General features: G+C 72.3%; 28 protein-coding genes and 1 pseudogene. 13 read left to right on the top strand and 16 right to left on the bottom strand.

The window, feature by feature from the left end; genetic code table 11:
• Positions 1–172 precede the first annotated feature (172 nt).
• Positions 173–937, top strand: a complete 765-nt coding sequence (locus AC5L38_RS38710) for a VOC family protein (RefSeq protein ID WP_495247787.1) — start codon at positions 173–175, stop codon at positions 935–937.
• A gap of 25 nt (positions 938–962) precedes the next feature.
• On the opposite strand, the gene AC5L38_RS38715 is transcribed toward AC5L38_RS38710, so the two are convergent.
• From AC5L38_RS38715 to AC5L38_RS38740, 6 genes are all read right to left on the bottom strand, one after another.
• Complete coding sequence (locus tag AC5L38_RS38715) at positions 963–1352, bottom strand: SdpI family protein (RefSeq protein ID WP_495247788.1); 390 nt, start codon at positions 1350–1352, stop codon at positions 963–965.
• A 211-nt stretch (positions 1353–1563) separates the two neighbouring features.
• Positions 1564–2220 carry a maleylpyruvate isomerase family mycothiol-dependent enzyme gene (locus AC5L38_RS38720; protein ID WP_495247789.1) on the bottom strand — a complete coding sequence of 219 codons (657 nt, stop codon included), beginning with the start codon at positions 2218–2220 and terminating at the stop codon, positions 1564–1566.
• 200 nt (positions 2221–2420) lie between these two features.
• On the bottom strand, positions 2421–2957 hold the full coding sequence (locus tag AC5L38_RS38725) for a hypothetical protein (RefSeq protein ID WP_495247790.1): 537 nt from the start codon (positions 2955–2957) through the stop codon (positions 2421–2423).
• 163 nt (positions 2958–3120) lie between these two features.
• Entirely contained in the window at positions 3121–8604 is a 5484-nt protein-coding gene (locus AC5L38_RS38730; protein ID WP_495247791.1) for an ATP-binding protein, read from the bottom strand.
• A gap of 505 nt (positions 8605–9109) precedes the next feature.
• Positions 9110–9904 carry a molybdate ABC transporter substrate-binding protein gene (gene modA, locus AC5L38_RS38735; RefSeq protein ID WP_495247792.1) on the bottom strand — a complete coding sequence of 265 codons (795 nt, stop codon included), beginning with the start codon at positions 9902–9904 and terminating at the stop codon, positions 9110–9112.
• A gap of 10 nt (positions 9905–9914) precedes the next feature.
• Positions 9915–10091, bottom strand: coding sequence for a hypothetical protein (locus AC5L38_RS38740; RefSeq protein ID WP_495247793.1), 177 nt, complete (start codon positions 10089–10091; stop codon positions 9915–9917).
• Between the two features lie 375 nt (positions 10092–10466).
• Here AC5L38_RS38740 and AC5L38_RS38745 point away from each other — a divergent pair, with 375 nt between their 5' ends.
• Positions 10467–11366 carry a manganese catalase gene (locus AC5L38_RS38745; RefSeq protein ID WP_495247794.1) on the top strand — a complete coding sequence of 300 codons (900 nt, stop codon included), beginning with the start codon at positions 10467–10469 and terminating at the stop codon, positions 11364–11366.
• Positions 11367–11472: 106 nt separating this feature from the next.
• Positions 11473–11862 (top strand): CDGSH iron-sulfur domain-containing protein, encoded by a 390-nt coding sequence (locus tag AC5L38_RS38750; protein ID WP_495247795.1) that lies wholly within the window; start codon positions 11473–11475, stop codon positions 11860–11862.
• A 199-nt stretch (positions 11863–12061) separates the two neighbouring features.
• Here the strand turns inward: AC5L38_RS38750 and AC5L38_RS38755 are convergent, their stop codons facing one another.
• From AC5L38_RS38755 to AC5L38_RS38770, 4 genes are all read right to left on the bottom strand, one after another.
• Entirely contained in the window at positions 12062–13066 is a 1005-nt protein-coding gene (locus AC5L38_RS38755; RefSeq protein ID WP_495247796.1) for an iron-containing redox enzyme family protein, read from the bottom strand.
• A 301-nt stretch (positions 13067–13367) separates the two neighbouring features.
• Entirely contained in the window at positions 13368–13583 is a 216-nt protein-coding gene (locus AC5L38_RS38760) for a hypothetical protein (RefSeq protein WP_495247797.1), read from the bottom strand.
• A complete protein-coding gene (locus AC5L38_RS38765; protein WP_495247798.1) occupies positions 13580–14149 on the bottom strand; it encodes a TetR/AcrR family transcriptional regulator in 570 nt (189 codons plus the stop codon). The genes AC5L38_RS38760 and AC5L38_RS38765 overlap by 4 nt, the downstream gene beginning before the upstream one ends.
• Before the next feature lie 94 nt (positions 14150–14243).
• Positions 14244–14384: a hypothetical protein gene (locus AC5L38_RS38770; RefSeq protein WP_495247799.1), complete on the bottom strand. Its 141-nt coding sequence runs from the start codon at positions 14382–14384 to the stop codon at positions 14244–14246.
• Between the two features lie 35 nt (positions 14385–14419).
• Between AC5L38_RS38770 and AC5L38_RS38775 the strand changes: the two genes are divergently transcribed.
• On the top strand, positions 14420–15508 hold the full coding sequence (locus AC5L38_RS38775) for a proline racemase family protein (RefSeq protein ID WP_495247800.1): 1089 nt from the start codon (positions 14420–14422) through the stop codon (positions 15506–15508).
• The gene (locus AC5L38_RS38780) at positions 15505–16458 is read left to right on the top strand and encodes an ornithine cyclodeaminase family protein (RefSeq protein ID WP_495247801.1); all 954 of its coding nucleotides are present in this window, start codon (positions 15505–15507) and stop codon (positions 16456–16458) included. Before AC5L38_RS38775 ends, AC5L38_RS38780 begins: the two co-directional genes overlap by 4 nt.
• Positions 16459–16614: 156 nt before the next feature.
• On the opposite strand, the gene AC5L38_RS38785 is transcribed toward AC5L38_RS38780, so the two are convergent.
• Positions 16615–17682, bottom strand: coding sequence for a hypothetical protein (locus AC5L38_RS38785; RefSeq protein ID WP_495247802.1), 1068 nt, complete (start codon positions 17680–17682; stop codon positions 16615–16617).
• 118 nt (positions 17683–17800) lie between these two features.
• Entirely contained in the window at positions 17801–18304 is a 504-nt protein-coding gene (locus tag AC5L38_RS38790) for a DinB family protein (protein WP_495247803.1), read from the bottom strand.
• A 37-nt stretch (positions 18305–18341) separates the two neighbouring features.
• On the opposite strand from AC5L38_RS38790, the gene AC5L38_RS38795 reads away from it, so the two are divergent.
• From AC5L38_RS38795 to AC5L38_RS38815, 5 genes are all read left to right on the top strand, one after another.
• Positions 18342–18698, top strand: a complete 357-nt coding sequence (locus AC5L38_RS38795; protein ID WP_495247804.1) for an MmcQ/YjbR family DNA-binding protein — start codon at positions 18342–18344, stop codon at positions 18696–18698.
• Between the two features lie 138 nt (positions 18699–18836).
• On the top strand, positions 18837–20054 hold the full coding sequence (locus tag AC5L38_RS38800; RefSeq protein WP_495247805.1) for a cytochrome P450: 1218 nt from the start codon (positions 18837–18839) through the stop codon (positions 20052–20054).
• A complete protein-coding gene (locus AC5L38_RS38805; protein ID WP_495247806.1) occupies positions 20048–20809 on the top strand; it encodes a TetR/AcrR family transcriptional regulator in 762 nt (253 codons plus the stop codon). The genes AC5L38_RS38800 and AC5L38_RS38805 overlap by 7 nt, the downstream gene beginning before the upstream one ends.
• Positions 20797–21567, top strand: coding sequence for an SDR family NAD(P)-dependent oxidoreductase (locus tag AC5L38_RS38810; protein WP_495247807.1), 771 nt, complete (start codon positions 20797–20799; stop codon positions 21565–21567). The genes AC5L38_RS38805 and AC5L38_RS38810 overlap by 13 nt, the downstream gene beginning before the upstream one ends.
• 11 nt (positions 21568–21578) lie before the next feature.
• Positions 21579–21779: a ferredoxin gene (locus AC5L38_RS38815; protein WP_389910719.1), complete on the top strand. Its 201-nt coding sequence runs from the start codon at positions 21579–21581 to the stop codon at positions 21777–21779.
• Between the two features lie 46 nt (positions 21780–21825).
• Here the strand turns inward: AC5L38_RS38815 and AC5L38_RS38820 are convergent, their stop codons facing one another.
• On the bottom strand, positions 21826–22485 hold the full coding sequence (locus AC5L38_RS38820) for an SRPBCC domain-containing protein (RefSeq protein WP_495247808.1): 660 nt from the start codon (positions 22483–22485) through the stop codon (positions 21826–21828).
• Positions 22486–22733: 248 nt separating this feature from the next.
• A complete protein-coding gene (locus AC5L38_RS38825; protein WP_495247809.1) occupies positions 22734–23333 on the bottom strand; it encodes a TetR-like C-terminal domain-containing protein in 600 nt (199 codons plus the stop codon).
• Between the two features lie 81 nt (positions 23334–23414).
• On the opposite strand from AC5L38_RS38825, the gene AC5L38_RS38830 reads away from it, so the two are divergent.
• Positions 23415–23900 (top strand): FBP domain-containing protein, encoded by a 486-nt coding sequence (locus AC5L38_RS38830; protein ID WP_495247810.1) that lies wholly within the window; start codon positions 23415–23417, stop codon positions 23898–23900.
• Between the two features lie 192 nt (positions 23901–24092).
• Positions 24093–25487, top strand: coding sequence for a serine hydrolase domain-containing protein (locus AC5L38_RS38835; RefSeq protein WP_495247811.1), 1395 nt, complete (start codon positions 24093–24095; stop codon positions 25485–25487).
• A gap of 73 nt (positions 25488–25560) precedes the next feature.
• Here the strand turns inward: AC5L38_RS38835 and AC5L38_RS38840 are convergent, their stop codons facing one another.
• Both AC5L38_RS38840 and AC5L38_RS38845 read right to left on the bottom strand, forming a co-directional pair.
• A complete protein-coding gene (locus AC5L38_RS38840) occupies positions 25561–26088 on the bottom strand; it encodes a nucleotidyltransferase domain-containing protein (protein WP_495247812.1) in 528 nt (175 codons plus the stop codon).
• A gap of 101 nt (positions 26089–26189) precedes the next feature.
• The gene (locus AC5L38_RS38845; RefSeq protein WP_495247813.1) at positions 26190–26678 is read right to left on the bottom strand and encodes an acyl-CoA-like ligand-binding transcription factor; all 489 of its coding nucleotides are present in this window, start codon (positions 26676–26678) and stop codon (positions 26190–26192) included.
• Between AC5L38_RS38845 and groEL the strand changes: the two are divergent.
• Positions 26599–26866 (top strand): annotated as a pseudogene (groEL, locus tag AC5L38_RS38850) (chaperonin GroEL); the annotation flags it as partial. The gene AC5L38_RS38845 and the pseudogene groEL overlap by 80 nt on opposite strands.

The following is a 26866-nucleotide window of genomic DNA, read 5'->3' on the forward strand; positions in this document are numbered from 1 at the left end:
GGAGGGACGTGATGCCGCCCGCGCGGCGGGTACGGGCGGCGGGCAACTGCCGGCGGGGAACTGTCGGTGGGGTCTGGCAGGCTGACGGGCGACCGGTCCGATGGTTTCGCCCCCGCACGCGGAAGCCCGGACGACAGGTCTCCGGCACGTGAACGCACCGAAGGAAGAGGTCATGCTCACCATCCCCTACGTCTCCGGCGCCCCCAACTGGATCGACCTGGGCACGCCCGACACCGAGGCCTCCGCCGCCTTCTACGGCCCCCTGTTCGGCTGGAGCCTCCAGTCGGCCGGTCCCCACGCGGGCGACTACGGCTTCTTCCAGCTCGACGGCAAGACCGTCGCCGCCGTCGGGCCGCTCAGCGAGGACGGGGCGATCTCGGCGTGGACGCCCTACTTCCAGACCCCCGACGCCGACACCACGGCGAAGGCGGTCGAGCAGGCGGGCGGCACCGTGCGCATCGCGCCGGACGACGTCTTCACCAAGGGCCGGATGGCCGGGTTCACCGACCCCGGCGGCGCCGAGTTCGCCGTCTGGCAGCCGGGCGAGACCAGCGGCCTGGACCTCGTCACCCAGAACGGCTCCCTGGCCTGGCTCGAGCTGTACGTCCCCGACCCGGAGACCGTCCGCCCCTTCTACCGGGCGGTCTTCGACTGGAGCGTCGACGACATCACGTTCGGCGACATGCCCTACCTCCTGCTGTCGACCTCCGAGGGCGACAACCCGGGTCTGGGAGGCGTCAAGCCGCTCCAGGCGGGCGACAGGCCGCGCTGGCTGCCGTATTTCGAGGTGGCCGACTGTGACGCGTCCGTGGACCGGGTCCGGGAGCTCGGCGGCGACCTCGTCGCACCGGCCGCCGACATCGAGGGCGTCGGCCGTTTCGCCGTGGTCTCCGACCCCCACGGCGCGCGCTTCGCCGTCATCACCAGCGTCGGCTGACCAGCCATGAGGCGTCCCCCGCGGGTCAGGCGGCGGGCGGCGGGGCCTCACCGCGGCCGTTGACCTCGGCCGCGACCCGGTCGGCACGCCGGCCGATCAGGAGCAGCCCGCCGACGAGGAGCGCGAACTGCACGGCGAGGATCGCGTAGCCGGCCGTCTCCGGGAGGTCGAACAGGACGCCGGCGGCGATGGAGGCCGCGAGGAGCAGCCCCATCGCCGTCGCCAGCCGGCGCATCGGCGCCCTCGCCCACGCGTGGGCGGCGTTCCAGGCCTCGCGGGAGGCGAGGGTCTGCCGGGTGCGGATGCCCGAGAGGTGGTTGCGGGTGTCGGTCGCGCCGGATTCGTCATGAAACGAGATCAGCAGGAGCGCGAGCGCCGGGAGGGTCAGGACGGAAGCGATGATCACCGGCTCCATGCCTGGATGCTACCCGTACGAGGGATCTCCGCGCGTCCCCATGATCATCGCTTCTCGACGCCGGCGCCGGCGACCACCGGACGCACGGTCGCCCCGGGTCGTGTCATCCCATGCGACGTCATCCCATGCGGCCTCATCACATGCGGCCTCATCACATGCGGCCTCATCACATGCGACGTCATGCCGCGCGGCCTCATCGCATGCAAGGTCATCACATGCGGTCACGCAGGATCGCGACGCCGTCGCCGTCGAGCTCGTCGCAGTACGTCGTGCGCCCGGTCATCGCCATCATGAGCGCCAGGGTGGTCCCGGACACGAGAGCGCCGGAGCCGGTCGCGAAGGGGCCGTCGTCGGCGGCGAGCCGCAGGCCGCCGATCCGTCCTTTGGCGAGGACAACCAGGTCCGAGCCCTGATAGTACTCGGCCAGGCGGGTGAGGGTCGTGATCGGATAGTCGCGGCGAATGCCCAGCGGGCGCCGGATGTCCTCCGCGTGGACGATCGTCTCGCCCAGCATCGCCACGGCCGGCAGAGGGGGTTTGGTGGTGCTCGTGACGACGCGGCGGAACCTGTCGTGCGTCTCGGCCGCGGTCGCGCCCAGCTGTTCGGCGAGCCGCATGGCGACCTGCCTGTCGAAGTCGAACCGGCAGCGGATCACGCCCGCCAGCCACCGCACCGGGGTGAGGCTCGCCGCCGCGGTCAGGTGCGCCAGCACCTCGCGCACGGTCAGTCCGGCGCACAGCGACGGCGTCGTCCACCGCTCCTCGGTCAGGTTCGCCAGGTCGGCCGCGAGGGCCGCCCGTTCGGCGTGGATCAGCGGCCAGATGCCGGACGCCCGGCGGAGATTCGCCTTCGGTTGCGGATCACTCATGTCGGACGGCGTCCTGTCGTGGGTCATGGGAGTCCTCGCGGAGGTCAACAGTCGGTGAGGGGGGTCAGAGGATGAGACCTTCATCCCGAGGCGGAATCGTCGCTCGTGAACCATCCTTCCGCGAGCGATCTCGGTCGTCGTGACGACCCTCGGAGTACGTGGCGGCGGATCCGGCGAGCACTCACCGAACGGGCACGGCCCTAGGCTCCGACCTCCCTGCCGTCGGATTCCGCGGACCCGTCCTTGCCCGGGAGGAGCCGGGTGCCCTCGCTCGCGAGGAAGGCCAGGGTGAAGGCGATCACCCCGATGACGGCACCCTGCCGGATCTGCCGCCCCGCCTTGACGACGTACTCCTCCTCGGACGCGGGAACCCACGCCCGGCCGGCGTCGCCGTCGGTCCGGTGCCAGGAGTAACCGCCGTCGTCCATGCGCCACTCGGTGGCCTGGGAGCACGGTGCGCCCGAGGTGCACATGCTGTCGGAGGTTCCGACGAGACCGATGACCAGAGTGGCGACGGCGACGGGAAGGACGAGGAGGAGCAGCAGGGGGAGGACCGGCCGGGAAGCGCGGTAGGGGCGCTTGTCGGCGCGATGCTGCCGCAGCAGCTGAAGGGCGAGCAGCGCCATCCCGACGGCCGGGAAGTAGCGCCACCCGGAGTCGAGGGGAACCGAGTGGCTCGCGATGATGACGATCATGTAGACGACGAAGACAACCAGGACGCCGAGACTGACGATCATGTCTGTCCACGGCCGTAACCGCTCCGGGATCACCCCTTGACGCTACGGCCGGGATCACGTCAGGTCCATGGCCCGGCATTCACTTCGTACCCCCTGCGATCCTGGGGCGGCACGACACGCGCCGCCCCGGGATCCCCCGCCTGAAAACGGCCTCGGGACCGGGTCAGACCTGCCGGGCGAGGCCCTTCTCGACCGCCTCGATGATCCTCGGCCGCAGCTCGGCGCAGCTGATGATCATGTCCACCGAGCCGACCTCGACCGCCCGCTGGATGCTGTGCACGCGGTCGAACTCGGTGGCGACCTCGGTGAGCTTCTCGGCCCGTACGGACGAGCGCAGCTCGGCCAGCTCGGTGGCGAGCGCGGCCCGCGTGGCGGCCGGGGCCTCCGCGACGCGGGCGGCGAGCGCGAGCACGCGGGGGTCGTTGCCGGTCCGCTTGTCGACGTCGCGCGCGAAGACCACCGCGGCGGCCGGGGCGCCGCCGAGCACCGAGGCGAAAGAGCCCTCGACCGCGAGCACGGTCATGTTCGGGTTGAGCGCCTTGGAGAACACCACGAACGCGCCGCCGTGGTACCGCGAGATCACGCAGAACACGATGGGGCCCTTGAAGTTCACCACCGCGCGGCCGATCTCCGCCCCGTACTCCAGCTGCAGCTTGCGCATCGACTCCGGCGACCCGTCGAACCCCGACAGGTTGGCCAGCACGACCAGCGGGCGGTTGCCGCTGGCGGCGTTGATGGCCCGGGCGGCCTTCTTGGACGAGCGCGGGAACAGGGTGCCCGCGGTGTAGGTGTCCGGGCCGTCGGTGGGCGGGAACCCGCGACGCGGCACGGACCGGGACTCGATGCCCAGCAGGCACACCGGCCGGCCACCGAGGTGGACGTCCTGGACCGCGGCGGTGTCGGCGTCGGCCATGCCCGCCCACCGCTCCAGCACCGGGTGGTCCTGGTCGGACAGCGCGCGCATGACGGTGCGGATGTCGAACGGCTTCTTGCGGTCCGGGTTGGACTCGGCCGAGAAGATCTGGCCCACCGTCGTGAAGTCGCTGTCGGGCGCCGCGTGCGGGAACGTCGACACGTCGCGGTCCACCGGGTCGCCGGTGACCGTCCTGCGCGGCCCGCTCTCCCCCGGCGCGACGTAGCTGTGGTCGTAGTGCGACATCAGGACCTCGCGCGCGCCGCGGATGTCCGGCGCCCAGTACTGTGCCTGGCCGTTCGGTCCCATGATCCGGTCGTACCCGCCGATGCCGTGGTTGTCCTCGGCCGACACCCCGCCGGAGAAGTCGAGCGACTGCTTGCCCGTCAGCACCATCGCGGAGTCGGGTGTCATCACCAGGATGCCCTTGGTGTGCATGAGCATCGTGGCCTCGGCGTTCCAGTACGGCTGGGCGCCGACGTTGATGCCCGCGACCACGATGTTGATCTCGCCGCCGTCCTGGGTGAAGTTCACGATCCGCTTCAGCGCGGCCGCCACCCAGTCCATGTTCTCGGTGCCGGACGACATCGAGATCCGGGCGCCCGCGGACAGCGCGAACCACTCCAGCGGCACCCGCATCCGCTCGGCCAGGTCGAGCGCGGCGATCACCCGCGCGCACTCGGGCTCAGACAGCGCGCCGAGCGCCTTGGTCGGGTCGCCCAGCAGCACGACGCGGGTCATGCCCTCCGGGTGGCGCGGCGTGGGCGTGCTGACGACACCCGCGACGAGCGCGGCGGTGTTGCGCCCCTTGGGCCGGTTCACCGGCACCAGCTCCGAGCGCTCGTCCAGGTCGTACTCGGTGAACGAGCCGAACGGCCCGGCGAGCATGCCGGTCAGCTCGTAGGGGTGGTGGGTGCCCCGGCTGTGGGCGCGCAGCACCTCCTGGCGGTAGTCGTCCAGCGGCTCGATGGGCTCGGTCGGCGGCGGCACGACGGACAGCTGCACGCCGGAGCCCACGTCGTAGCCGATCCGGACGGCGATGTCGACGAGCTCGCCGGTCGCGCCGTCGCGGCGCCTGCCGAGGAACAGCACCTCCTCCAGGCCCGCGCCCGCCGTCGTCGGCAGCACGCGCCTCGCCACGGTGTTCAGGTCGTCCGGCGAGAGGTCGTTCGGCGGCCACACGTAGATGACGATCCGGTTCGTGGCGGACGCCTTCGCGCCGGGTTTCTTGGCCCGGCGGATCGCGTCGAGGCACGTGGCCAGGACGTCCTCGGCCGCGGGCAGCGCGACGAGCCTGCCCTCGTCGTCGCGCAGCGGGGTCAGGTCGCGGACCTGCCCCAGGGCGACGAGGCGCTCGTCGGACGGGTTCTGCCGTGCCGTGGCCCGGAAGAGGTAGACCTCCTCGTCGGGCGCGGGCAGCCGGGTGAGGTCGAAGTCGCGCAGCCGCTCCAGCTGCATGCGCTCGGCGATGCGCGGGTGCAGGCCGCGCAGCAGGCGCTCCTCCACGAAGCCCTCCGCGGACGGCCGGAAGGTGAAGTGGTGGTGCATCACGGCGCCGCTGTCACCCGCGACGGTCATGACGATGCGGCCGACCAGGTGCGACGGCTGCTGCGCGACCATGACCTCGCGCAGGCGCGCGGCCATCTCGTCGGGGTCGCTCGGCCCGTCCGACCAGGTCAGGTAGATGTCCGCCACCAGCTCGCCGTCACCGGCGAACTCGCCGACCGCCTTGACCGCGTCGGCCAGCGCCAGGAAGTCGACCGCGGTGGCCAGGACGCGGCCGTCGCCGGTCGCGGTGCGGTGGTCGGCGACGACGAACGTGCAGCCCGCCACCTTGCTCACCCGGATGCCGCTGAGCGCGCGGTTGCCGTAGTAGCGGCGGCTCAGCACCTCGAGCAGCGGCACCGGGTCGGTGCCCTCGCGGCCGATCCGCTGGCCGATCAGCCGGACCAGCGGCTCGGCGCTGGCGACCATGGCGGAGATCCGCTCGGCGCGGTCGGGCGCGTCCGGGTGCCGGTCGAGGTGACGCAGGTGCTTGCGTACGGCCGTGTAGACCTTGGCGCGGGTGCGACGCAGCAGCGGCTGGGCGAACCAGGCGAACACGACGCCGCGCGCCAGGTCCGCGACGGCGGGGAACCGGACCTGGGTGGCGGCGACCAGGTGTTCCAGCGCCAGGCCGACGGTGACGCGGTCCGCCTGGGCGGGCGGCGGCTCCTTCGTCCACCGGCTCAGCAGGGTCGTCACCACGGCGACGTCGGTGGACGCGCGCCGCTGGGCCAGGAAGATCCGGAAGACCGCGTCCTCCAGCTCCGGCGTACGCTCCAGGCCCTCGACGCCGTAGCGGGACAGCACGTGCGTGAGCCGCTGCCGGAAGCTCTCCGACAGCCCGGCCCGGTCGGGGTCGAGATACTGAAGGTAGGTGTGGAAGTACTCGCGGGGGCTGTGCACCGAGGAGTCGGGCTTCGACTCCTCCCCGGCGGGCCGGTTGCGGCTCAGCTCGCTCAGGTCGGCGAACAGGCGCAGCAGCTCGACCTCGCCGGCCGGCTCGTGCTCGCCCCTGTCGGCGAGCTCGGCGCGCGCGGCCAGGTAGCCGTCGAGCAGGCGCTTCTCGTCCCGCGAGTCGATGTCGAAGCCCAGCAGGAGGCTGCGCAGGTCCTGCAGCCCGCGCGCGACCCGCTCGGCCGCGGGCACGCCCACCGGCTCGGCGGGCAGGTCCAGCTCGACCTCACGCACCTCGGCCACGGGACCGGCCGCCCCGTCGCCCAGCGGCTCCAGGCGCAGCAGGCGGGCGCCCGCCTCCACCTGGCTGCCGACCGACACCGCGAGCTCCCGCACCCGGCCGCGGAACGGCGCGCGCAGCACGGTCTCCATCTTCATGCTCTCGACCACGAGCAGCGGGGCCCCGGCCTCGACCTCGTCGCCCGCCTGCAGCGGCGTGGCCACCACGAGCGCGGGCACGGGCGAGCGCACGATGCCGCCCTCGTCGCGGCTGATCCGGTGGGTGACGCCGTCGACCTCGACCAGGTGGATCGGGCCGTGGGTGCTCATGACGACCTTGAAGCGGACACCGTTGACGGTGATCTGGCCGCTGTGCTCGTCGAAGCGCTCGATGTCGACGTCGGCCGCGTGCTCGGGGCCGCCCGCCGAGATGCCGACGCGGAACCGGTGGCCGCCGGTGCGGGCGACCCGGACGCGGTAGCCGACGTCGCGGAGCTTGAGCTCCAGCGCGCGTCCGCTCTCGTGCTGCGACTGGGGACGTCCGCCGTGCGCGGTGGTCAGGAAGCGCTGCCGCGTCACGGCCTCCTCGTCCTCGTAGGCCTCGACGGCGGCGGCGATCAGCGCGATCGCGGAGTGCCGGTGCGAGACGAGGGCGCCCTGGGCGCGCACGCGGTCGATCCAGCCGGTGTCGGCGGACCCGTCGATCACCGCGGGCTCGTCGAGCAGCGTGCGGACGAAGCCCTTGTTGGTCACGCCGCCCTCGATGATGACGGTCGTCTGCGACATCGCGCGGCGCAGGCGGGCCAGCGCCTCCGTACGGTCGCGGCCGTGCGCGATGATCTTGGCGATCATCGAGTCGAAGTCGGCGGGGATCGTGTCGCCCTCGCTGAACCCGGTGTCCACCCGGATGCCGGGGCCGCTGGGCAGCGCCAGCCGCGCGATCCGGCCGGGCGAGGGGGCGAAGTCGCGGTCGGGGTCCTCGGCGTTGAGGCGCGCCTCGACGGCGTGCCCCCACTCCGCCGGCGCGTCGCCTTCGAGCCTGCCGCCCGCCGCGACGTGCAGCTGGGCCTTCACCAGGTCGACGCCGGTGGTGATCTCGGTGATCGGGTGCTCGACCTGCAGGCGCGTGTTGACCTCCAGGAACGCGAACAGCCGCTCACCGGGGTGGTAGAGGAACTCGACGGTGCCCGCGCCCTTGTAGTCGACCGCGAGCACGAGCCGCTCGGCCGCCGCCTTCAGCTCGGCGACCTGCCCGGCGTCGAGGACCGGGGAGGCGGACTCCTCGATGATCTTCTGGTTGCGCCGCTGCACGGAGCAGTCGCGCACGCCCAGCGCCCACGCGGTGCCCTGCCCGTCCGCGATGACCTGCACCTCGACGTGCCGGGCGCCCGTCACCAGGCGCTCCAGGAACACGACGCCGCTGCCGAACGCGCGCGCGGCCTCCTGGCGCGTCAGCTCGTAGGCCCGGGACAGCTCGTCGGCGTCGGCGACCATCCGGATGCCTCGGCCGCCGCCGCCCGCGGTCGCCTTCAGCATCAGCGGGTAGCCGATCCGCTCCGCCGCCTCCTTCGCCTCCTCCAGCGTCTCCACCGGGCCCCGGCTCCAGGGCGCGACGGGCACGCCGACCTCCTCGGCGATCAGCTTCGAGCCGATCTTGTCGCCCAGCCTGCGCATCGCCTCGGCGCCCGGCCCGACGAACGTCACGCCGATCTCGGCGCACAGGTCGGCGAACGCCGGGTCCTCGGCCACGAAGCCCCAGCCGACCCAGGCCGCGTCCGCACCGGTCTCGACCAGGGCCTTCCGCAGGACCGCGTGGTCCAGGTACGGCCGGTTCGCGGCGAGCCCCAGGTCGTAGGCGATGTCGGCCTCGCGGACGAACGTGGCCGTCCGGTCGGAGTCGGTGTACAGGGCGACGGTCTCGATCTGTGTGCCCGTCTCCGCTGCTAGGTCCTGAACGGCGTGGATGAGCCGCATGGCGGCTTCACCACGGTTGACGATGGCGACACGACTGAACACTGAGCGGGCCTTTCGAAGACGGTGAAGACGGCGGTCGTCCCCGCCGCAACCGGGGTACATACTCTCGGCTGCCCCCGGATCCCGGAATGGTGGGGACTAAGCGTGTTTCGCGGCCGGAGTTGTGTGGCTCGCACAAACGCGCCCGTCGGGGTGGCGTGGCATGCGGCGGGTGTGGTCATTCTCGCGCGGCGGCTCCTGGACTCGAAGGCCCGTTCGGACTGGACACGGGCGAGGGTAGTCCGTTTGCCGGGCGGCGACAAAGGCCACTGCTCGCGCCCGCGCCTTCCGCGCGTCGCCTCCGCGCCACCCGCTCGCCATGCTCATGCCTTCCGCGCGTCGCCCCCGCGCCACCCGCTCGCCATGCTCGTGTCGTCCCCGCGCCGCCCGCGCGCCGCACTCATGCCTTCCGCGTGTCGCCCCCGCGCCACCCGCGCGCCGTACTCGTGCCCTCCGCGCGCCGCTCGCTCGCCACCCCCTCCGGCGGGAGGGATGCCGTCATCGCGTCTCAGGGAGCCAGGAAACCGGCCTTGGTGAGCACCTCCCTGCCCTGCCGCGACAGCACCAGGTCGACGAACCGCCTGGCCGCCTCGGGGGCGGGCGCCTTGGACAGCGAGGCTATCGGATAGTCGTTGATCGCTTTTTCCGCCTCGGGGAAGTCGATGCCGCCGACCTTGCCGCCGGAGGCGAGGACGTCGGTCCTGTAGACCAGGGCCGCGTCGACCTCGCCGAGTTCGACCTTGGTGAGGGTGGCCTTGACGTCCTGCTCCAGGGTGACGGGGGTGACCTTGAGCCCGGCGGCGTCCAGGGCCTTGACGGCGGCGGCGCCGCAGGGCACCTGCTCGGCGCACAGGGCGACCTTGACCTTCGGGTCGGTCAGGTCCGCCAGGGCGTCGACCCTGGCCGGGTTGTCGGCCGGGACGGCGATCTGCAGGCCGTTGCGCACGAACGTGGCCGGCGAGGCGGCCAGGGAGGCGTCGGTGACGGTCTTCATCGTGGCCGGGCTGGCGGCGGCGAAGACGTCGGCCGGGGCGCCGGCGACGATCTGCTGGGCCAGGGTGGCGCTGGAGCCGAAGTTGAAGCGCACCGTGGTGCCCGGGTGCGCGGCCTCGAAGGTCTTGCCCAGCTCGGTGAACGTGCCGGTCAGCGACGCGGCGGCGAACACCGTCAGCGTCGTGGCCCCGCCCGGCTCCGCCGGGGAGGCGGGGGTGGCCGGGGCGCTGGAGCCGCAGCCCGACAGGCCGGTGGCCAGGGCGAGGGCGAGGGGGACCGTGACGGCCCACCGGGAAACGCGCCTGAACAACGAGGACTCCTTACTGGCTCGCCACGCGAGCGAGGTCGGCGATCTCCACGACGACGCCGGTGGAACCGATCACGGCGACCGTCCTCGCCACCGCGCCCGGCCCGCCCGTGGCCCGGCGGCTCATCGGCGACACCGCCCGGCGTTCACCCGCCGGCGCGGCGGCCTCACCGATCGGAAACGTCGTCACGGACCACCACGATACCTTCGCGCATGCGGGCACAGAAAGCCAGATCGGCTGGCAATCACGACACCATCTATCCTGCTGGTGTCGCATCCGAGAGATACGGAACTGTTCGTGCCCTCGCGTGCGCACCGCGCGTCGTCACCGTTCCGCTGTCGCCCAGGCTCCGGGCGTACCGGACGAGGACCGTGTGTTTGTGGCCGGGATTTTAGGAGGTGGGCGATAAAGACTGGTGTGTCGTTGCTGCGACCTCGCCGACGGGTCTGGTGGGATTCACAGATGACCCCCACCAGATCCACCAGCGGGGTCGCGCTCTCTCGTCGACGGGCGACGCGCGTCTCCGTGCGGCTCTGACACGGAGCCCGACACGAGGAGCGGTCGATGTTCTTGCACACCAAGCATCTGCAGTTCGAGGCCAAGCCGGAAAAGCCCGACCCGGCCTACGCCCACAAGCTCCAGGAGCTGATCGGCGGCGCCTACGGCGAGATGACCGTCACCATGCAGTACCTGTTCCAGGGCTGGAACTGCCGGATGCCCGGGAAGTACAAGGACCTGATCATGGACGTCGCGACCGAGGAGATCGGCCACGTCGAGATGATCGCCACCATGATCGCCCGGCTCCTGGAGGGCGCGCCCGCCACCGCGACCTCGAAGATGGCCGCCGCCGACCCCGTGGTCGGGGCCGTGCTGGGCGGCATGGACCCCCAGCAGGTCATCGTCGCGGGATGCGGCCCCCTGCCCGCCGACAGCAACGGCTATCCGTGGAACGGCCGCTACATCGTGGCGAGCGGCAACCTGCTCGCCGACTTCCGCGCCAACGTCGCCGCCGAGGCCCAGGGCCGCCTGCAGACCGCCCGGCTCTACCACATGACCGACGACCCGGGCGTGCGTGACATGCTCAAGTTCAACCTGGCCCGCGACACCCTGCACCAGAACATGTGGCTGAAGGCCATCGAGGAGCTCCAGACCGACGGCCTGGAGGAGGTCATCGTCCCCAACGACCTGTTCGACGAGGAGTACGCCGAGCACGCCTCGGCGATCTGGGACCTGTCGGAGGGAACCGAGGGAACGCTGGGCGGCTGGGCCTCCGGCATCCAGCCGGACGGCCGCCACGAGTTCTCCTACCTCCTCGACCCCCAGCCGCTCGGCGGCCCGGCCAGCGCGCCGCCCCCCGACCCCCTGCTGTACGCCACCTACGACGGCTCCCAGGGCGAGCCGGCCAAGCCCGCCCTCGGCACCGAGACCGGCCCGCTGGGCAAACTCAAGGAAAAGCTCTCCTGAGGCGCCGGAGGGCCCCGAGGCCCGAGCCCCGAAGGAGCTCCGAGGGGAAGGCGATCGGCGTTACTCCGGGGGCACGCCGGGCATAAAGGTGTATATGCCTCCAAAAATGGATGATTCGGTCACAGTGACCTTCTGCGAGAACGGGCCACTGCTGATCCGAGGGCCGTACACGCTGCTCACTCAGGAGGGCGCCGTCATCGAGCCCGGCCGGGCGACGGTGGCGCTGTGCCGCTGCGGCCGATCCTCGTCCAAGCCGTTCTGCGACGGCTCGCACAAGCGGTCCGGTTTCCGGGCCGCGAGCGAGCCCGACGCGGCTCCGCAGGTCGTGAACGAAGCCGACACGGCTCCACGGGTCGTGAACGAAACCGATACGGCTCCGCGGGTCGTGAACGCCTTCGACCTCCGGACAGCCGTGAGCGAGCCCGACGCGACCTTGCCGGTCGCGGGCGAACCCGATCTCCGCGCGGCCTCGGACGAGCCCGGCGCGGCGGCCTGAGAGCGGGCCCTGAGCGGGCGGGACGGGTGCGCGGCGACCTGTGTCCGGCGGCCGGCGCGGAAGATCCCGCCCCGCGGAGCCGGGTCGCCGGGGCCGTCCGGCCGCGGACGGCCCGCTCCCCGGCCCGGCCCGGTGACCTTGCCGCCGGCGAAGTCGAGGCCGACGTCCGGGTCAGGGTCCGGGTCAGGGTCCGGCTCTGTCACCTGCTCCCCGCCATCGCGTCCACCTCGCGCAGCGAGGACGCGCCACGGCCCCAGCGGTCCATGACGTGCTCGGCGAAGAGCCGGTCCAGGGTCAGGGCGCAGGCCGCGCCGTACAGGACCTCACCGGCCCGCGAGGGGTACTGCGTCGCGAAGCCGCCGCACATGTCGTGCGCGGCGATCTGCTCGTGTACGGCGTCGGCCTGCACGTGCTCGTCGAAGAAACGCCTCGCCGTATCGTCCCCGCCCAGCCTGCGCAGGCCCAGGGAGTAGAGGTGGTTGGGCGCCGAGGAGGTCATCTCGAACGCCGCCAGGTGGCCCAGCAGCGACCCGACGTGGCGCCGGTGCAGCCCGAACAGCGACATGGCGTTGGAGACCGCCAGCGTGACCGCCGGGACCCGGTCGAGATAGGCGCCGTAGGAGTCGTCCAGGTCCAGACCGCGCATGGTGGCCCGGAACAGCTCGGAATGCATCCGCTCGACGCGCCCGCCGCCGTACTCGTCGGCCTGGATCTCCACCAGCGCCGCCTTGGGGGCGCCACTCAGCCGGGGAATCGCCCAGGTGTGCGGGTCGGCCTCCTTGAGGTGGTAGATCGACCGGTGCGTGACGAACTCGCGGAACTGCCCGAGGTCGGCCCGCCTGGCCAGGAACGCCGACAGGCGGGGCCCCTCGTCGGCGGCGATCAGTTCGGCCAGGGCGTGGCGCATGGGCATCTCCGGAGCTAGTGGCGGGCGCGGCACGACCCGTGCGAGGCCGTCCTCCCAGCGCCGCTCCAGCGCCTTCCTGGCCGCCAGCAGCGACGGCTCCCACTCCCACTCCTGCCGTACCTCCTCGAAGCCCTGGTAGTGCAGTTCGTAGCAGGCGAAGAGCGCCAGCTGGAGATCTTCGTCCTCGACGACCGGTTCCCCGGCCGGTACCTGTGGCGGGTCGAAGGTGTGCGGGGGTCGCCTCAGGCGCTCGAAGAGCGTGGCGGTGAGGGGACCTCGGGGCGCGGGAAGCTGCATCACGATCTCCCATGGCGAAGAAAAACTCAGATGAAGGATTCGGGGAGAAACTCGGCGGCTTCGTCTTCCGGAAGGACGTCTCGTCGTGAGGTCGCGCGGCCGGTTCACTCCTGACTCGGTGGGGGCGCGTGCCACGGTGACGGCGCGACTGTCGATGACGATGTGGTCATATAACCGGCATATATGGATTTATCGGAAACTCATGCCGTACGCCCCTGATGCCCTTGTCTTTCCCGCATTAACCTCCACACCGGATCCATAGCGGGAAAAGTCGTGATCAAGAGTGGTTCATGACGACCCGTCACTCCAGGCACCGGCCGGCGGACAGGAGGTCGGCAGGCAGGAAGTCGGCGCGCATCTCGCGCTCCGTCCTGCGCGGCGACGCCTCGGCGAGGTCGGGGCGTCCGCCCTCCGGGGCGCGCCGCCGTGGATCCCCGGCCGTGGCGGTGAAGTCGCCGTGGTCGCCGTAGACGGCCGTCGGCCGGGCGTCTCGACGCCGGTGGGCGCGCCCGCTCACCCTCGGTGAGGGCTGATCCCCGCCACGGTCAGGCCGAGCAGCCGGTCCGCCTCGGCGGCGGGGTCCGGGTGGTGCTCCGTGGCCAGGGCGATCCCGGTGACCAGGGCGAGCAGGTCGGTGATGGTCACCCCCGGCGCCAGCGCGCCGTCGTCCACGGCGCGGCGCACCAGCGGGTCGCCCGCCTCGGTGAGCTGCGCCGAGCAGCAGTGCTCGTGCACCACGTCGGGGCCCGCCGCCCGGTCGCGGGTCAGCGCGACGGCCAGCCCCCGGATGGTCGCGGCGTCCGCGGTGACGGCGCCCAGCCACTCCAGCAGCGCGGCCCGGGTGTCGGCCCCGCCGGTCAGGTCGCGGGCGCGGGCGCACAGGGTCTCGACCCGTTCGCGGAAGACCGCCTCCAGCAGCGCGTGGCGGCTGGGAAAGTGCCGGCGCACGGTGGCGGACCCGACTCCCGCGACGCGGGCGATCTCCTCCAGGGACGCGTCGGCGCCGTGCGTGGCGATCGCCTCCTCGGCCACGGCGAGCAGGCGTGCGTAGTTGCGACGAGCGTCCGCACGCTGGGCGGGCATGGCGTCACCTCACATCTGCCAAGTGGCGGGGTCCGCCGTACCCTACCGAACCGCGAACGGCGGGAACGCCGCTCGTCGGTCGAGAGCTCGCCGGTCAGGGCTCGTCGCCCCAGGTCGACGCCCGCAACACCCCGGCCTGCTCGACCCCGGTGCCCCCGGCCCGCGTCCGGGCCGCCTCGGCGACGTCCTCGACGGAGATCGTCCAGTTGAGGTGGATGAGCCGCTTGGCCGTCAACCAAAGATGACAGTCGACGGGGTTCAGGGGAGGAGATGAAGATCACGACGGAGGTCGGGCAGTACGATCCGGGTGGACCCGATCACCGGCAGATGGGCCTCGCAATGTCGCAGTCCGATGTCCGTACCGTCGACTACCACACCGGCGGCGAGCCCTTCCGCATCGTCGCCGAGCCGCCGGTCGCCATCCACGGCCGGACGGTGGCCGATCGCAGGGTCCTCGCCGCCTCCGACCCGGCCGTCGACGGGCTGCGCCGGATGCTGTGCTTCGAGCCGCGCGGGCACGCCGACATGTACGGAGGGTTCATCACCCCGCCCGACGACGACGGCGCGCTGTTCGGCGTCCTTTTCTGGCACAAGGACGGGTTCTCCACCGCGTGCGGGCACGGCACGATCGCGCTCGGAACGTGGGCCGTGGAGTCGGGCCTGGTCGAGGCCGATCCCTCCGGGGTCACGGATGTCGTGATCGACGTGCCGTCCGGCCGGGTGACGGCGCGGGTGCGCACCGCAGGTGGCCGGGTGAGGGGCGTCGACTTCGTCAGCGTGCCCAGCTACGTGATCGCCGAGGACGTCGCCGTGCCGACCGCGCGCGGCGACGTCCGGGCGGACGTCGCCTACGGCGGGGCCATCTACGCGCACGTGGCGGCCTCGGCGGTCGGGCTGGCCGTGGAACCGCGCGACCTCGACCGGCTCATCGCCGCCGGCCGCGAGATCAAGTGGGCACTCGACGACAGCGAGTACGCCCGGCACCCCGGCGACGACCGGCTCAGCGGCGTCTACGGCACGATCTTCTACGACGACCTGGGTGAGGACGCCGAGGGCAACCCGCACCAGCGCAACGTCACGATCTTCGCGGACGGGGAGGTCGACCGGTCCCCGTGCGGGTCGGGCACGGCCTCCCGTGTCGCCGTGCTGAGCGCCGCCGGTCGCCTGCGCGACGACCGCCACCTCGTGCACGACTCCATCGTGGGATCGCGCTTCCACGCCCGGGTCCTGCGGCACGTGACGGCCGACGGGCGGGCGGCGGTCGTCCCCGTCGTCTCCGGCGGCGCCCACAGGACCGGCGAGCACCTGTTCGTGGCCGACCCCGCCGACGAGCTCTTCCCCGGGTTCGTCCTGCGATGACCGACCACGTTCCGGTGATCAACGGTGACCACGTGCGGCGGCTGCTCGGCCCCCGCCAGGCCGTCCAGGCCGTCGCCGCCGCGCTGCGGGGCGGTCTCGACCCGGCCGCCGACCCCGCCCGTACCGTCGTCCCCGTCGCCCGCGGGCAGCTGCTGCTGATGCCCGCCGAGAGCGGCGCTCACGCGGGGGTGAAGGTCGTGAGCGTGGCACCGGACAACCCGGCGCACGGCCGGCCCCGCATTCAGGGCCTCTACCTGCTCTTCGACGCCCAGGGACTCTCCCCGGTCGCCCTGATCGACGGCGTCGCGCTGACCACGCTGCGCACGCCGGCGGTGTCGGTCGCCGCGGTGCTGCCGCTGCTGCGCCGCGAACGCGACCCGCTGCGCGTCGCCGTCTTCGGCGCGGGCCCCCAGGGACGCGGGCACGTCGACACCCTCCTCGACACCCTGTCGGGGCACCGTGACCTCTCCGAGGTGACCTATCTCGTACGCCACCCGAGGCGCGTCGACGTGCCCGTCCACGGCGCGCTGCCGGTCACGGTCGCCGGTTCCGGCGGCGCGCGGGCCGCGCGGGCCGTCGCCCGGGCGCACGTCGTCGTCTGCGCCACGACCGCCCGCGAACCGCTCTTCGACTCGGCCTCGATCCGGGACCGGGCCGTCGTCATCGCCGTCGGCTCGCACGAGCCCGGTGCCCGCGAGGTCGACGGCGCGCTGACGGCCCGGGCGCACGTCGTCGTCGACGACGTCGCGACCGCGCTGCGCGAGGCCGGCGACATCATCCAGGCGATCGGGGAGGGCCACACCGACGCGGCGCGCCTCATCCCGATGCGCCGGATCGTGACCGACCCGGCGTCGGTGGAGTTCGACCGGCCGGTGCTGTTCAAATCCACCGGCATGTCCTGGCAGGACCTGGTCGTCGCCACGGCGGTGTACGAGCGCCTCGGCGGCTGATCGCGGGTCGCGGGGTCACGGAGTCGCGAGGTCGCGGAGTCGCGGGTCGCAGGTCACGGGTCACGGGTCGCGGGTCGCAGGTCGCAGGTCGCGGGCATTCGTGCCCGCATCGCGGTCATGCGGTTCGCGGGAGTCGCCTCGCGACAATGATCCTGTTCATCCGCCGATGATCCTCCGGCGGCCGTGGTCGCCCGGGGGGCGATCCGGCGAGAGCGGCCGCAGTGACGGCCAGCGATCGAGCATGCGGCCGCGCGTCGTCGCGACAAGGCCGCCGATGCCCGCGAGGCCCGCGTCGCCGGCCGTGATCTCGCCGACGACGCCCAGCCGGTGCAGCAGGCGCTCGCGGGCCGTGGCCGTACCCCAGCGCCAGTCACGACGTGTCACCCTGGCCAGGTGGTCGGTGCCGTCGCGGTGGGCCCGTTCGACGAGGGCGTCGCCGCGCAGCAGCCAGCCGACGCACGCGTCGGCGAGGTCGCCCCGGGGCTCGGCGCCGGTAGCGGTACGCCAGGCCGCGCGGTAGGCCTCCTCGGCGCGGCGCAGCAGCGGTGAAGGGGTGGCGGTGACACACCAGCAGGTCGGGAAGGCGACGCGCAGGTAGGCCAGCTCGGTCAGCCCGTTGCCCAGCGCGGCCTGCTCGAAATCGACGAAACGAACCCCGTCGCGGGTGTGCAGGTCGTTTCCCGGGCAGGGATCACCGTGCAGCAAGGCGTTCCCCGGTGCCTGGCCGAGCCGGTCGAGCACGCCGTCGAACTCCGCGCGGACCGCGGGCTCCGCCGTGACACCGAGCTGACCGGCCAGGCGGAGGAACGCGTCGAGATCATCCCGTCCGGGCGGGGACCAGCGCGGCAGCGCGTCGGCGTCGGCGGCATCGGTCGTCGCGTGCAGCCGGGCCAGCGCCGCCGCGTAGCCGATCGCCCAGTCGTCGGCCGGGTCCGTGGCGTCGAGATGTTCCAGGACCAGGATCCGGTGGCCGGCATCGGTGCCGAGGACCTCGGGTACCAGCGGCGGATCGGCCCGTGCGGCGAGCCGCAGCGCGGTCACCTCACGCCGGAAGCGCGAGCCGGCGTCCGTGCCGCCGACGATCTGCTTGACCACCACGGTGGTTCCGGCCAGCTCGGCGCGCCACACGCGCGAGCGCGGGCTGCTGGCCAGCCGGCGCAGCCGGGTCACGGGACCGAACCGGGCCCGAAGGTGCCGCCCGATCGAGGGCCTCGACCATCTCATCGCCTGTCTCCTCCTCGCGTGTCGTCACGGTTCCGGCGCGCACCGGCCGGCGGCGGGTGCCGGTGTCCGGGTGGCGCGCCGTCGCCTCCGGACCGGGGCGACCTCCGGGAAAGGACGCCTACTCGCCGGTGAAACCGTCGACCCGCTCGCGCAGCAGGTCGGCGTGGCCGTTGTGCCGGGCGTACTCCTCGATCATGTGGACGAGGATCCAGCGGTGCGAGCAGTCCTGCCCGTGGCGCTGCCGCTTCGCGACGGCGTCCAGCGGCACGTCGGCCGAGAGCTTGCGGACGATCTCGATCTCGGCCTGCCAGGTGGCGAAGGCCTCCTGGGCGGATGCGGTGTCCACGTCGTTGAACTCCGCGTCGGGGTCGTCGGTCTTGTAGAGGAGGGGGACGTCCTCGTCGTTCAGCACGCGGCGGAACCAGGCGCGCTCCACGTGCGCCATGTGACGGACCAGGCCGAGGAGCGACAGGGTCGACGGTGGCACCGAGCGCTCCCGGAGCTGCTCCTCCGAGAGCCCCGCGCACTTGACGGCCAAGGTCTCGCGGTGCCAGTCGAGCCAGTTGTTCAGCATGGCGCGCTCGTCGCCGATGAAGGGTGGAGGAATACGGTTGTCGGTCACGACCCACGATTCTCGCATCGCGAAGTACCGTCTGGTCATGGCCGATGATCCGCTGAAGTCACTGCGCCGGCTCTGCCTCGCGCTTCCCGAGACCGGCGAACGGCTCAGTCACGGTGAGCCCGCCTGGTTCGTCCAGGACAGGAAGATGTTCGTGATGTACGCCGACCACCATCACGACGACCGGCTCGCCTTCTGGTGCGCCGCCCCGCCCGGTGTCCAGGAGGCCCTGTCGTCCGGGTCTCCCGGGCGCTTCTTCCGCCCGCCGTACGTCGGTCACCGCGGCTGGCTCGGCGTGTACCTCGACGTCCCCCAGGACTGGGCGGAGATCGCCGAGATCGTCACCGACGCCTACCGGGCCGTCGCTCCCGAACGCCTGGTCACCCGGCTGGAGTGAGCCTGCGGGCGCGGTCCCCCCACAAGGCGCGCCGGCACCGACCGGCGATGTCCGGCAGGCGGCCGGCTTGAGTCGCTTGACTTAAATAAGTCATGCGACTTAAATGACGCTGACCGCGACACTCAGGGGAGAACGATCTTGAGCGAGCCCGGCGCCGAGGCGCCCGAATACCCCTTCCGTAACCCCGGCGCGCTGGAGCCGCCGCGGGAGTGGGCCGAGCTGCGGGAGGGCTGCCCGGTCGCGCCGATCCGGCTGGCCAGCGGTGACACCGCGCTGCTGCTGACGCGTTACCGGGACGTCAAGGAGATCCTGTCCGACCCGCGTTTCACCCGCCAGCTCGACGCCGAGGGCGCGGCGCGGGTGACGGCCAACGAGTCGGGCGGCGTGTTCGGCCGCAGCGGTGACAGCGGCGGCGGCATGACGGGCGACACGCACCGGGCGTGGCGGCAGCTGGTGGGCAAGGCGTTCACCGCCAAGCGCGTCATCGCGATGCAGCCCAGGATCCGGGCGATGGCCGAGCAGCTGGTCGAGCGGATGACCGCCCAGGGGGAACCCGCCGACCTGGTGGGCGCGGTCGGCTTCCCGCTGCCGGTGTGGGCGATCTGCGACCTGCTCGGGGTGCCCGACTCCGACCGCGACAGGTTCGCGTACTGGTCGGACACCATGCTCAGCATGACCAGGTTCGGCCAGGAGGAGATCGACGCGGCCCAGGGCGAGTTCGACGCCTACCTGGTGGCGCACGTCGAGGCCAAGCGGGCCGAGCCGGGCGAGGACCTGCTGAGCGAGCTGGCCGCGCTGGTCGAGGGGCTGGACGGGCGGCTGACCGAGCAGTTGCTGGTGATGACGGCCAAGGGTCTGCTGGTGGCGGGGCACGAGACCACCGCCAACATGATCGGCAAGATGGTGTCGATGCTGCTGGCCGACCGTTCCCGCTGGGAGACGCTGCTGGCCGACCGCGCGCTGATCCGCTCGGCGGTGGAGGAGGTGCTGCGGTTCGACGCCAATCCCGGCTTCGGCATGCCGCGCTACCTCAGCGAGGGGGTCACGGTGGCGGAGGAGGAGCTGCCCGCGGGCACGACGGTCATCTGCAGCATGGCCTCGGCCAACCGGGACGAGCGGCAGTTCGAGGGTGCCGACGAGATGCGGCTGGACCGCTCGCCCAACCCGCACGTGACCTTCGGCGCCGGCCCGCACTCCTGCCTGGGGCAGGCGCTGGCCCGCACCGAGCTGCAGACCGTGCTCGGCGTGCTGCTGGAGCGGCTGCCCACGCTGGAGCTGGCCGTCCCGGTCGCCGAGCTCAGGCGCCGCGAGGGTCTCGTGGTCGGCGGGCTGGAGAGGGTTCCGGTCCGATGGTGACCGTGCCCGGCACGACCGTGCCCGGCACGACCGTGCCCGGCAGGACGGAGCGGGCGCAGGAGACGCGCGGGGCCATCCTGGACGTCGCCGAGCGGCTGTTCGCCGAGCACGGCGTCAGCGAGGTCTCCAACCGGCAGATCGGCCAGGCCGCCGGGCAGGCGAACAACTTCGCCGTCGGCTACCACTTCGGCACCAAGGCCGACCTGGTACGGGCGATCATCCGCCGCTACACCACCGAGACCGAGGAGCGGCGGCTGCGCATGCTGGAGGCGATCGGCGACGTCAGGAACGGCTCCGCCGACCTGCGCGCGTGGATCTCCTGCCTGGTGCGCCCCGCCACCGACCACCTCGACACGCTGGGCGTGCCGAGCTGGCGGGCCCGCTGCCTGGCCCAGGTCACCACCGTGCCCGCGCTGCGCCAGATCGTCACCGAGGAGTCTGTGGCGGCACCGTCGATGCGGCGCACCCTGGACGGCATGCTCCGGTTCCTGCCCGACCTGCCGGAGGAGGTGCACGTCGAGCGCGGCGACATGACCCGCCTGCTCCTCGCGCACACCCTGGCCGAGCGCGAGCGCGCCCTGCACGAGGGCGGGTCGACGCCCCACGCGAGCTGGGAGGCCGTCGCCGTCGGGCTCATCGACGCCCTGACCGGCCTCTGGCTGGCCCCCGTCACCGCACATCCCCCACCTCGGAGAACGGACCCCTCCACCGCACATCCCCCACCTCGGAGAACGGACCCCCCATGCGCGGACTGAAGGACAAGAGGATCGTCGTGGCCGGGGGCGCCACCGGCATCGGTGCCGCCACCGCCGAACGGCTGGCCGAGGAGGGCGCGCGCGTCCTGGTCGGCGACGTCAACGTCGCCGGCGCCGAGGCCACCGTCGAGCGCCTCGCCGCCGCGGGTGGCACGGCGGTCGCCGCCGGGTTCGACCTGTCCGACGAGGCGTCGGTCAGGGCGCTGTTCGAGCGGGCGGTCGCCGAGTTCGGCGGCGTGGACGGCGTGTTCAACGTGGGCGCCGACCTGTCCCTGGACACGATCGGCCGCGACGGGGACCTGTCGGAGATGGACGTGGCCGTCTGGCGGCGTACCTTCGAGGTCAACCTCATCGGCTACGCCCACAGCTGCCGCGCCGCGATCCCGCTGCTGCTGGCCGCCGGTGGCGGCGCGATCGTCAACACCTCCTCCAGTGCCGCCTTCGTCGGCGAGCCGCTGCGTCCCGCCTACGCCGCGTCCAAGGCGGGCGTCAACGCCCTCACCCGGCACGTCGCCTCCCGCTGGGGCAAGGAGGGCGTCCGCTGCAACGGCGTCTCCCCCGGCATGGTGCTGTCGGAGACCGGCCTGGCGCAGATGAGCGAGGAGTTCAAGGCCGCCGGCCTGGCCGGCACGCGCAGCACCCGCCTGGGCAGGCCCTCCGACCTGGCCGCCGCGGCCGCGTTCCTGCTGTCCGACGACGCCGGATGGATCAACGGCCAGACCTGGTCCGTCGACGGCGGCGGTTCCCTGCACGACTGAGGAGATCACAGATGAACGTCACCGTCGACACCGGCAGGTGCTGCGGCGCGGGGCAGTGCGTGCTGCTCGTCCCCGACGTGTTCGACCAGGGGGACGACGACGGCATCGTCGTCCTGCTCGACCCGGCCCCCGCCGAACCGCTGCACGCCGCCGTACGCGAGGCGGCCGGTGTCTGCCCGACGGGTGCGATCTCGCTGGACGAGCGGCCCTGACCACCTGATCCTCGACCGCGGGGGCCGGTTCGGGCCGGGCGGGCGATCAGCCGTCGCCCTCCCCCGCGGCCTCGGGGGCGAAGTGCCGCACCCCGAACGCGACGGCCGCGGCGAGGTCGTCGTCACCGGTCCCCCAGGCGGCCTGGACCGCGGGCCCCCAGGCGTGGCAGCTGCGGGTGGCGAACTCCTTCGCCTCGGGCGTGTCCTCCCAAGTCCCGGGGTCGAACGCGGTCCCGTTCAGGAACAGGTCGAGGCCGAGCAGCGTGAGGTCCCAGCCGCCGCCGATCCCGATCGTGCCGCCGGGCCCGTAGGTGCGCACCAGCTCGTCGACGATCTCGGCGGGAGAGGCGTGCTCCAGCTCCAGGACGGTTCCGCCGCCCTCGCCGCGTGCGAGGCGGACCTCGACCTCGGTGTCCATGCCCTCCCCGAGGACCCAGGTCACCTTGATCAGGTGGGGCTCCTCGCACCGCAGGATCGTCCCGCCGGCGTTGTCCTTGAGCCGGAACGTGCCGCCGGGCCGCAGGTCGCCGTCGATCGGGGCCAGCCACCGGCCGATCCGGTCAGGGTCGGTGCAGGCGCTCCACACATCCTCGATCGAGGCGTCGTAGGCGCGGCGCAGGAGCAGTGACCGCCCCGCGCCGGTGGCGACCGCGAGGTCGCCGATCTCCCGGTGGGTGGCGTTGATCTGGTTGACGATGTCGATCACGTGTCTTCCTCGTTCTTCGCTGAGTTCTTCGCAGAGTTCTTCGCCGAGTTCTTCGCGGGGAGGTGTACGCACCCGGGCGGCGTCCCGATACCCGCGCTCCGCTCACCGCCGGCGAGCGGCTCCGGCGTCCGGCGTCGCACCGGACCACCGGGGGCCCCGAAGTCCCGCACGGCACCGAGGATTTCACCAACAACTTATATAAGTCAAGACTTAAGTATTGTCGCGGCCGGCCACGGCCCCGATCGCCCTCACGGTGCGCGGCTCGTCCCGGCATCGCCCGCGTCCGCCGGCCAGTTGCGGAGCGCGACGTCGAGCGTGTCGAGCATCCGGCCCCAGGACTCGTCCGCGCCGCGCGGATGGTGACGGAAGCCGCCCGCCCGCTCCAGGCTCACGAACCCGTGGAAGGCGCTGCCCAGCAGCCGGACCGCGTCGGTCTGGTCGGGCTCCCCCAGCGAGTAGCCGCGCAGGATGGCCCGCATCATGTCCGAGTGCCGCCGCGCCGCGCTCGCCCTCGCCGTCTCCGGGTCGAGCTCGACCTGCGCCGCCGCGTACCTGCCCGGATGCTCCCTGGCGTAGTCGCGGTAGACGTCGGCGAAGGCGACCAGCGCCTCCTTGCCCGCGCGGCCGGCCAGCGCCGCCGCACCCCGGTCGGCGAGCTCGGCCAGCGCCAGCACGGCCACCCGGACCCGCAGCTCGCGCGCGTTCCTGATGTGCGAGTACAGGCTCGCGTCCTTCACGCCGAACCTGCGCGCGACCTCCGAGACGGTCACGTTCTCCAGCCCCACCTCGTCGGCCAGCTCCGCCGCCGCCTCGGCCAGCCGCTCGACGGTCACTCCGGCACGCGCCACGAACCATCTCCTTTTCCTAGGACCTCTAGGTAAACACATAATAGTTTGCGATCTGGTTATATGAAAGCTAGCTTCTCGACTATGAGACCGCTCGCCGAGCACGAGATCCGTGCCTCTTTCGTCAACTGCACCAAGGGCGAGGTCAAGCGCCTCGCCGTCCCCAGGAACCTCGACGCCCTGCCGTGGGAGGACCTCGACTTCCTGGGCTGGCGGGACCCCGCGTCCCCCGGCCGCACCTACCTGGTCGCCGAGTACGGCGACCGGCTGGTCGGGGTGGCGCTGCGACGGGCCACCCCCGGCACCGGGCACATGCGGCGCAGCATGTGCTCGCTCTGCCTGACCACCCACACCGGCGACGGCGTGTCGCTGATGACCGCCCGCCGCACCGGCGGCAACAGCGACTCCGTGGGCGCCTACATCTGCACCGACCTGGCCTGCTCCCTCTATCTGCGCGGCAAGAAGGACGCGGGGCCCGGCGGGCGGATGCCCGAGTCGCTCACGCTCGAGGAGAAGATCGACAGGACCGCGGTCAACGTGACCGACTTCCTCCAGAAGGTGACCCGTTAGCCGGCGTCCCCCAGCGGGCGGCCCGCGGCGCCCTGAAGCTCACATCACCGCGCCGAACGTCTTGAACATAGTTCAAGAAGTTCTTGCACTATGTTCAAGTCTTCCCTATCGTTCCACTTGAACATAGTGCAAGTCGCTGTGAGGGCCAGAGCCCCCGGCGTCGGGCGCGAGGCGAAGTGGAAGGGAAACGACATGTCACACGAGACGCTGCCGGAGTTCGTCGAGGCGACCGCCACGAGGTTCGGCATCCCCGGTGTCTCGGTCGGGGTGTGGGCCAACGGCCGGGAGATCTACGCCTGTCACGGGGTGACGAGCGTGCAGAACCCGCTGCCCGTCGACCGCGACACGCTGCACGTGCTGGGCTCGGTCACCAAGACCTACACCGCGACCGCGCTGATGCGCCTGGTCGAACAGGGGCGGGTCGAGCTGGAGGCACCGGTGCGCCGCTACGTTCCCGAGCTCACCCTGTCCGACGAGGCGGCCGCGTCGCACATCACCGTGCTGAACCTGCTCAACCACACCGCGGGCCTGGACTGGGGGGTCATCGCCGACACCGGCGAGGGCGACGACGCGCTGGCCGCCTACGTGACGAGGATGGCCGATCTGGAGATGATCGGACGCCCCGGTGAGCGGGCCTCCTACAGCCAGGCCGGCTACAACCTCGCCGGACGGATCATCGAGAAGGTCACGGGCCTGCCCTACGAGCGGGCCCTCACCTCCCTCCTCCTCGAGCCGCTGGGGTTGTCGAACAGTTTCTTCGCGCCCGCGGACGTGATGACCCGGCGATTCGCCGCCGGACACGACCGCGGCGAGGACGGCACGTTGTCGGTCGCGCGGCCCTGGAAGCACTGGCGCGCCGACAATCCCGGCGGGGGCCTGGCCTCCTCGGTGACCGACCAGCTGCGCTGGGCCCGCTTCCACCTCGGTGACGGCCACGCCGGCAGCGGCGGCAGCGGCGATCTCGTCCTGGCCGCCGAGTCGCTGCGGCGGATGAGGGAGCCCACGGTCGCGTTGCGCGCCAGCTCGCTCGGCGACGCCCTGGGCATCGCCTGGTTCCTGCGCGAGGTCGACGGCGTACACACCGTCGGGCACGGCGGGTCGGCCAACGGCCAGTTCGCCGAGCTCCTCATCGTGCCCGAACACGACTTCGCCGTCGTCTCACTGTCCAACGCCGGCCCGGACGGCATCCCCTTCAACCAGGCCGTCGTCCGCTGGGCGCTCCAGACCTACCTGGGCGTGACCGACCGCGACCCCGAGCCGCTCCCCTACGACGACGCGCGGGCCCGGCAGGTCGCCGGAAGCTACGAGAACGACGCCATGACGTTCACCGTCACCGCCGGGGGGACGGGGCTGCGGCTGGAGGTCCTCATCAAGCCGGAGATCCGGGCCGCGGCGGACATCGAGCTGCCCGCCGACCACGCGCCGTTCGACTTCGGCCTGCTGCCCGGCGACGGGGACGAGTACATCATCACCGGCGGCGCCTTCCAGGGGCAGCGCGGCTTCTTCACCCGCGACGCCGACGGCGCGGTCGTGGGGGTCGACCTCGCCGGCCGGCTGTTCAACCGGGTCGCACCGGCCTTGACGTGAAGCCCGTCCCCCGGTGGCCGGTACCGGCGTACGGCTTCGAGTGCGAAGGTGAGCCAGGCGGGCCGAGGGGCCGCTACCGGAACCGCCGGTAGTCCTCGGGCACGGGGATGTCGAACCGTTCGCAGAGCGCCGAGACGTCGGCCCAGTCATCGTCGTCGACGGCGTAGCCGGTGTGGAACCTCACCAGCCATTCCGGACCGACGCAGGACACCGCACGACCGCCGACCCGGCCCACGCCGGCCAGGGCCTGCGCCGGGTAACGATGCCCGTTCTCGGGCGGGCCGTAGACACCGTGGCCGTCGGCGTCCAGGACGATGACGTGGAAATCGATCTGATGTCCCTCGTCGTCTCCCACGACGAAGTTCCACGCGGTGGTGTCGTCCCGGGGAACCGGCCGGTACCCGCGATCGCGGAGAGAGCCGACGACCGCGGGCACGTCATGCTCCTGCACGGCGATGTCCAGATCGGCGTGCGGCCGCGTCTGGGAACCGAGGCAGGCGTCCACCGCCCAGCCGCCGTCCAGCCACACGCGGACGCCCAGGCCGTCCGTCAGGGTCAGGAACGCCAGGACATCGTCCGCGGTCATCTCCGGTTGGGTCACACCGGTAAGTGTGTCGCCTCGGAGGCCGCAACGGCGATCGCGACGCCCGGGGTGATGGACCCGGCGTCCGGTCCGTGACGATGGACCCGGCGTCCGGCGGGTCAGTGACCGGGCGCGCCTTCGGGCGGCGCGACAGGCAGGACGCAGGACAGGGCGCGGCGCAGCACGGTGGCGAAGGACTCGGTGTTGCCGGGCTCCAGCCAGTGCCGCCCCGCGACGCGGATGGCACCGGCGACCGCGGCGGCCGTGACGGCGGGGAACAGGTCACGCCCGGGGTCGGCGCCGGTGCGCGTCGCGATCGCCTCGGCGAGCGGACCCTCCGCCACGGTGAACGCCCTCAGCGCCTCGCCCTCCAGCTCGGGCGTCGACATGATCATGCGCAGGCCGGCCTTGTCGGGCCCCGGATCGGCGTAGAGCTCGATCACGGCCGCGGTGACGGCCCGGCCGAGCGGCTCGTCGGCGGGCCGCGAGCGCAGCGCCTGTCCCACACGCCTGGACTGGTCGGCCTGGAAGGCGCGGATCGCCTCCACCGCCTCCATCTCCGCGGGCGACCCGCAGATCGGCGAGATGACCGCCGAGGCGATGGACAAGGTCGGCGAGGAAGGCGTCATCACCGTCGAGGAGAGCAACACCTTCGGTCTCGAGCTCGAGCTCACCGAGGGCATGCGCTTCGACAAGGGATACATCGCCCCGCATTTCATCACCGACTCCGACTACGACCGCGAGAAGCTCCAGGAGCGTCTGGCGAAGCTGGCCGGCGGCGTGGCCGTCATCAAGG

Source organism: Streptosporangium nanhuense, from assembly GCF_059358815.1.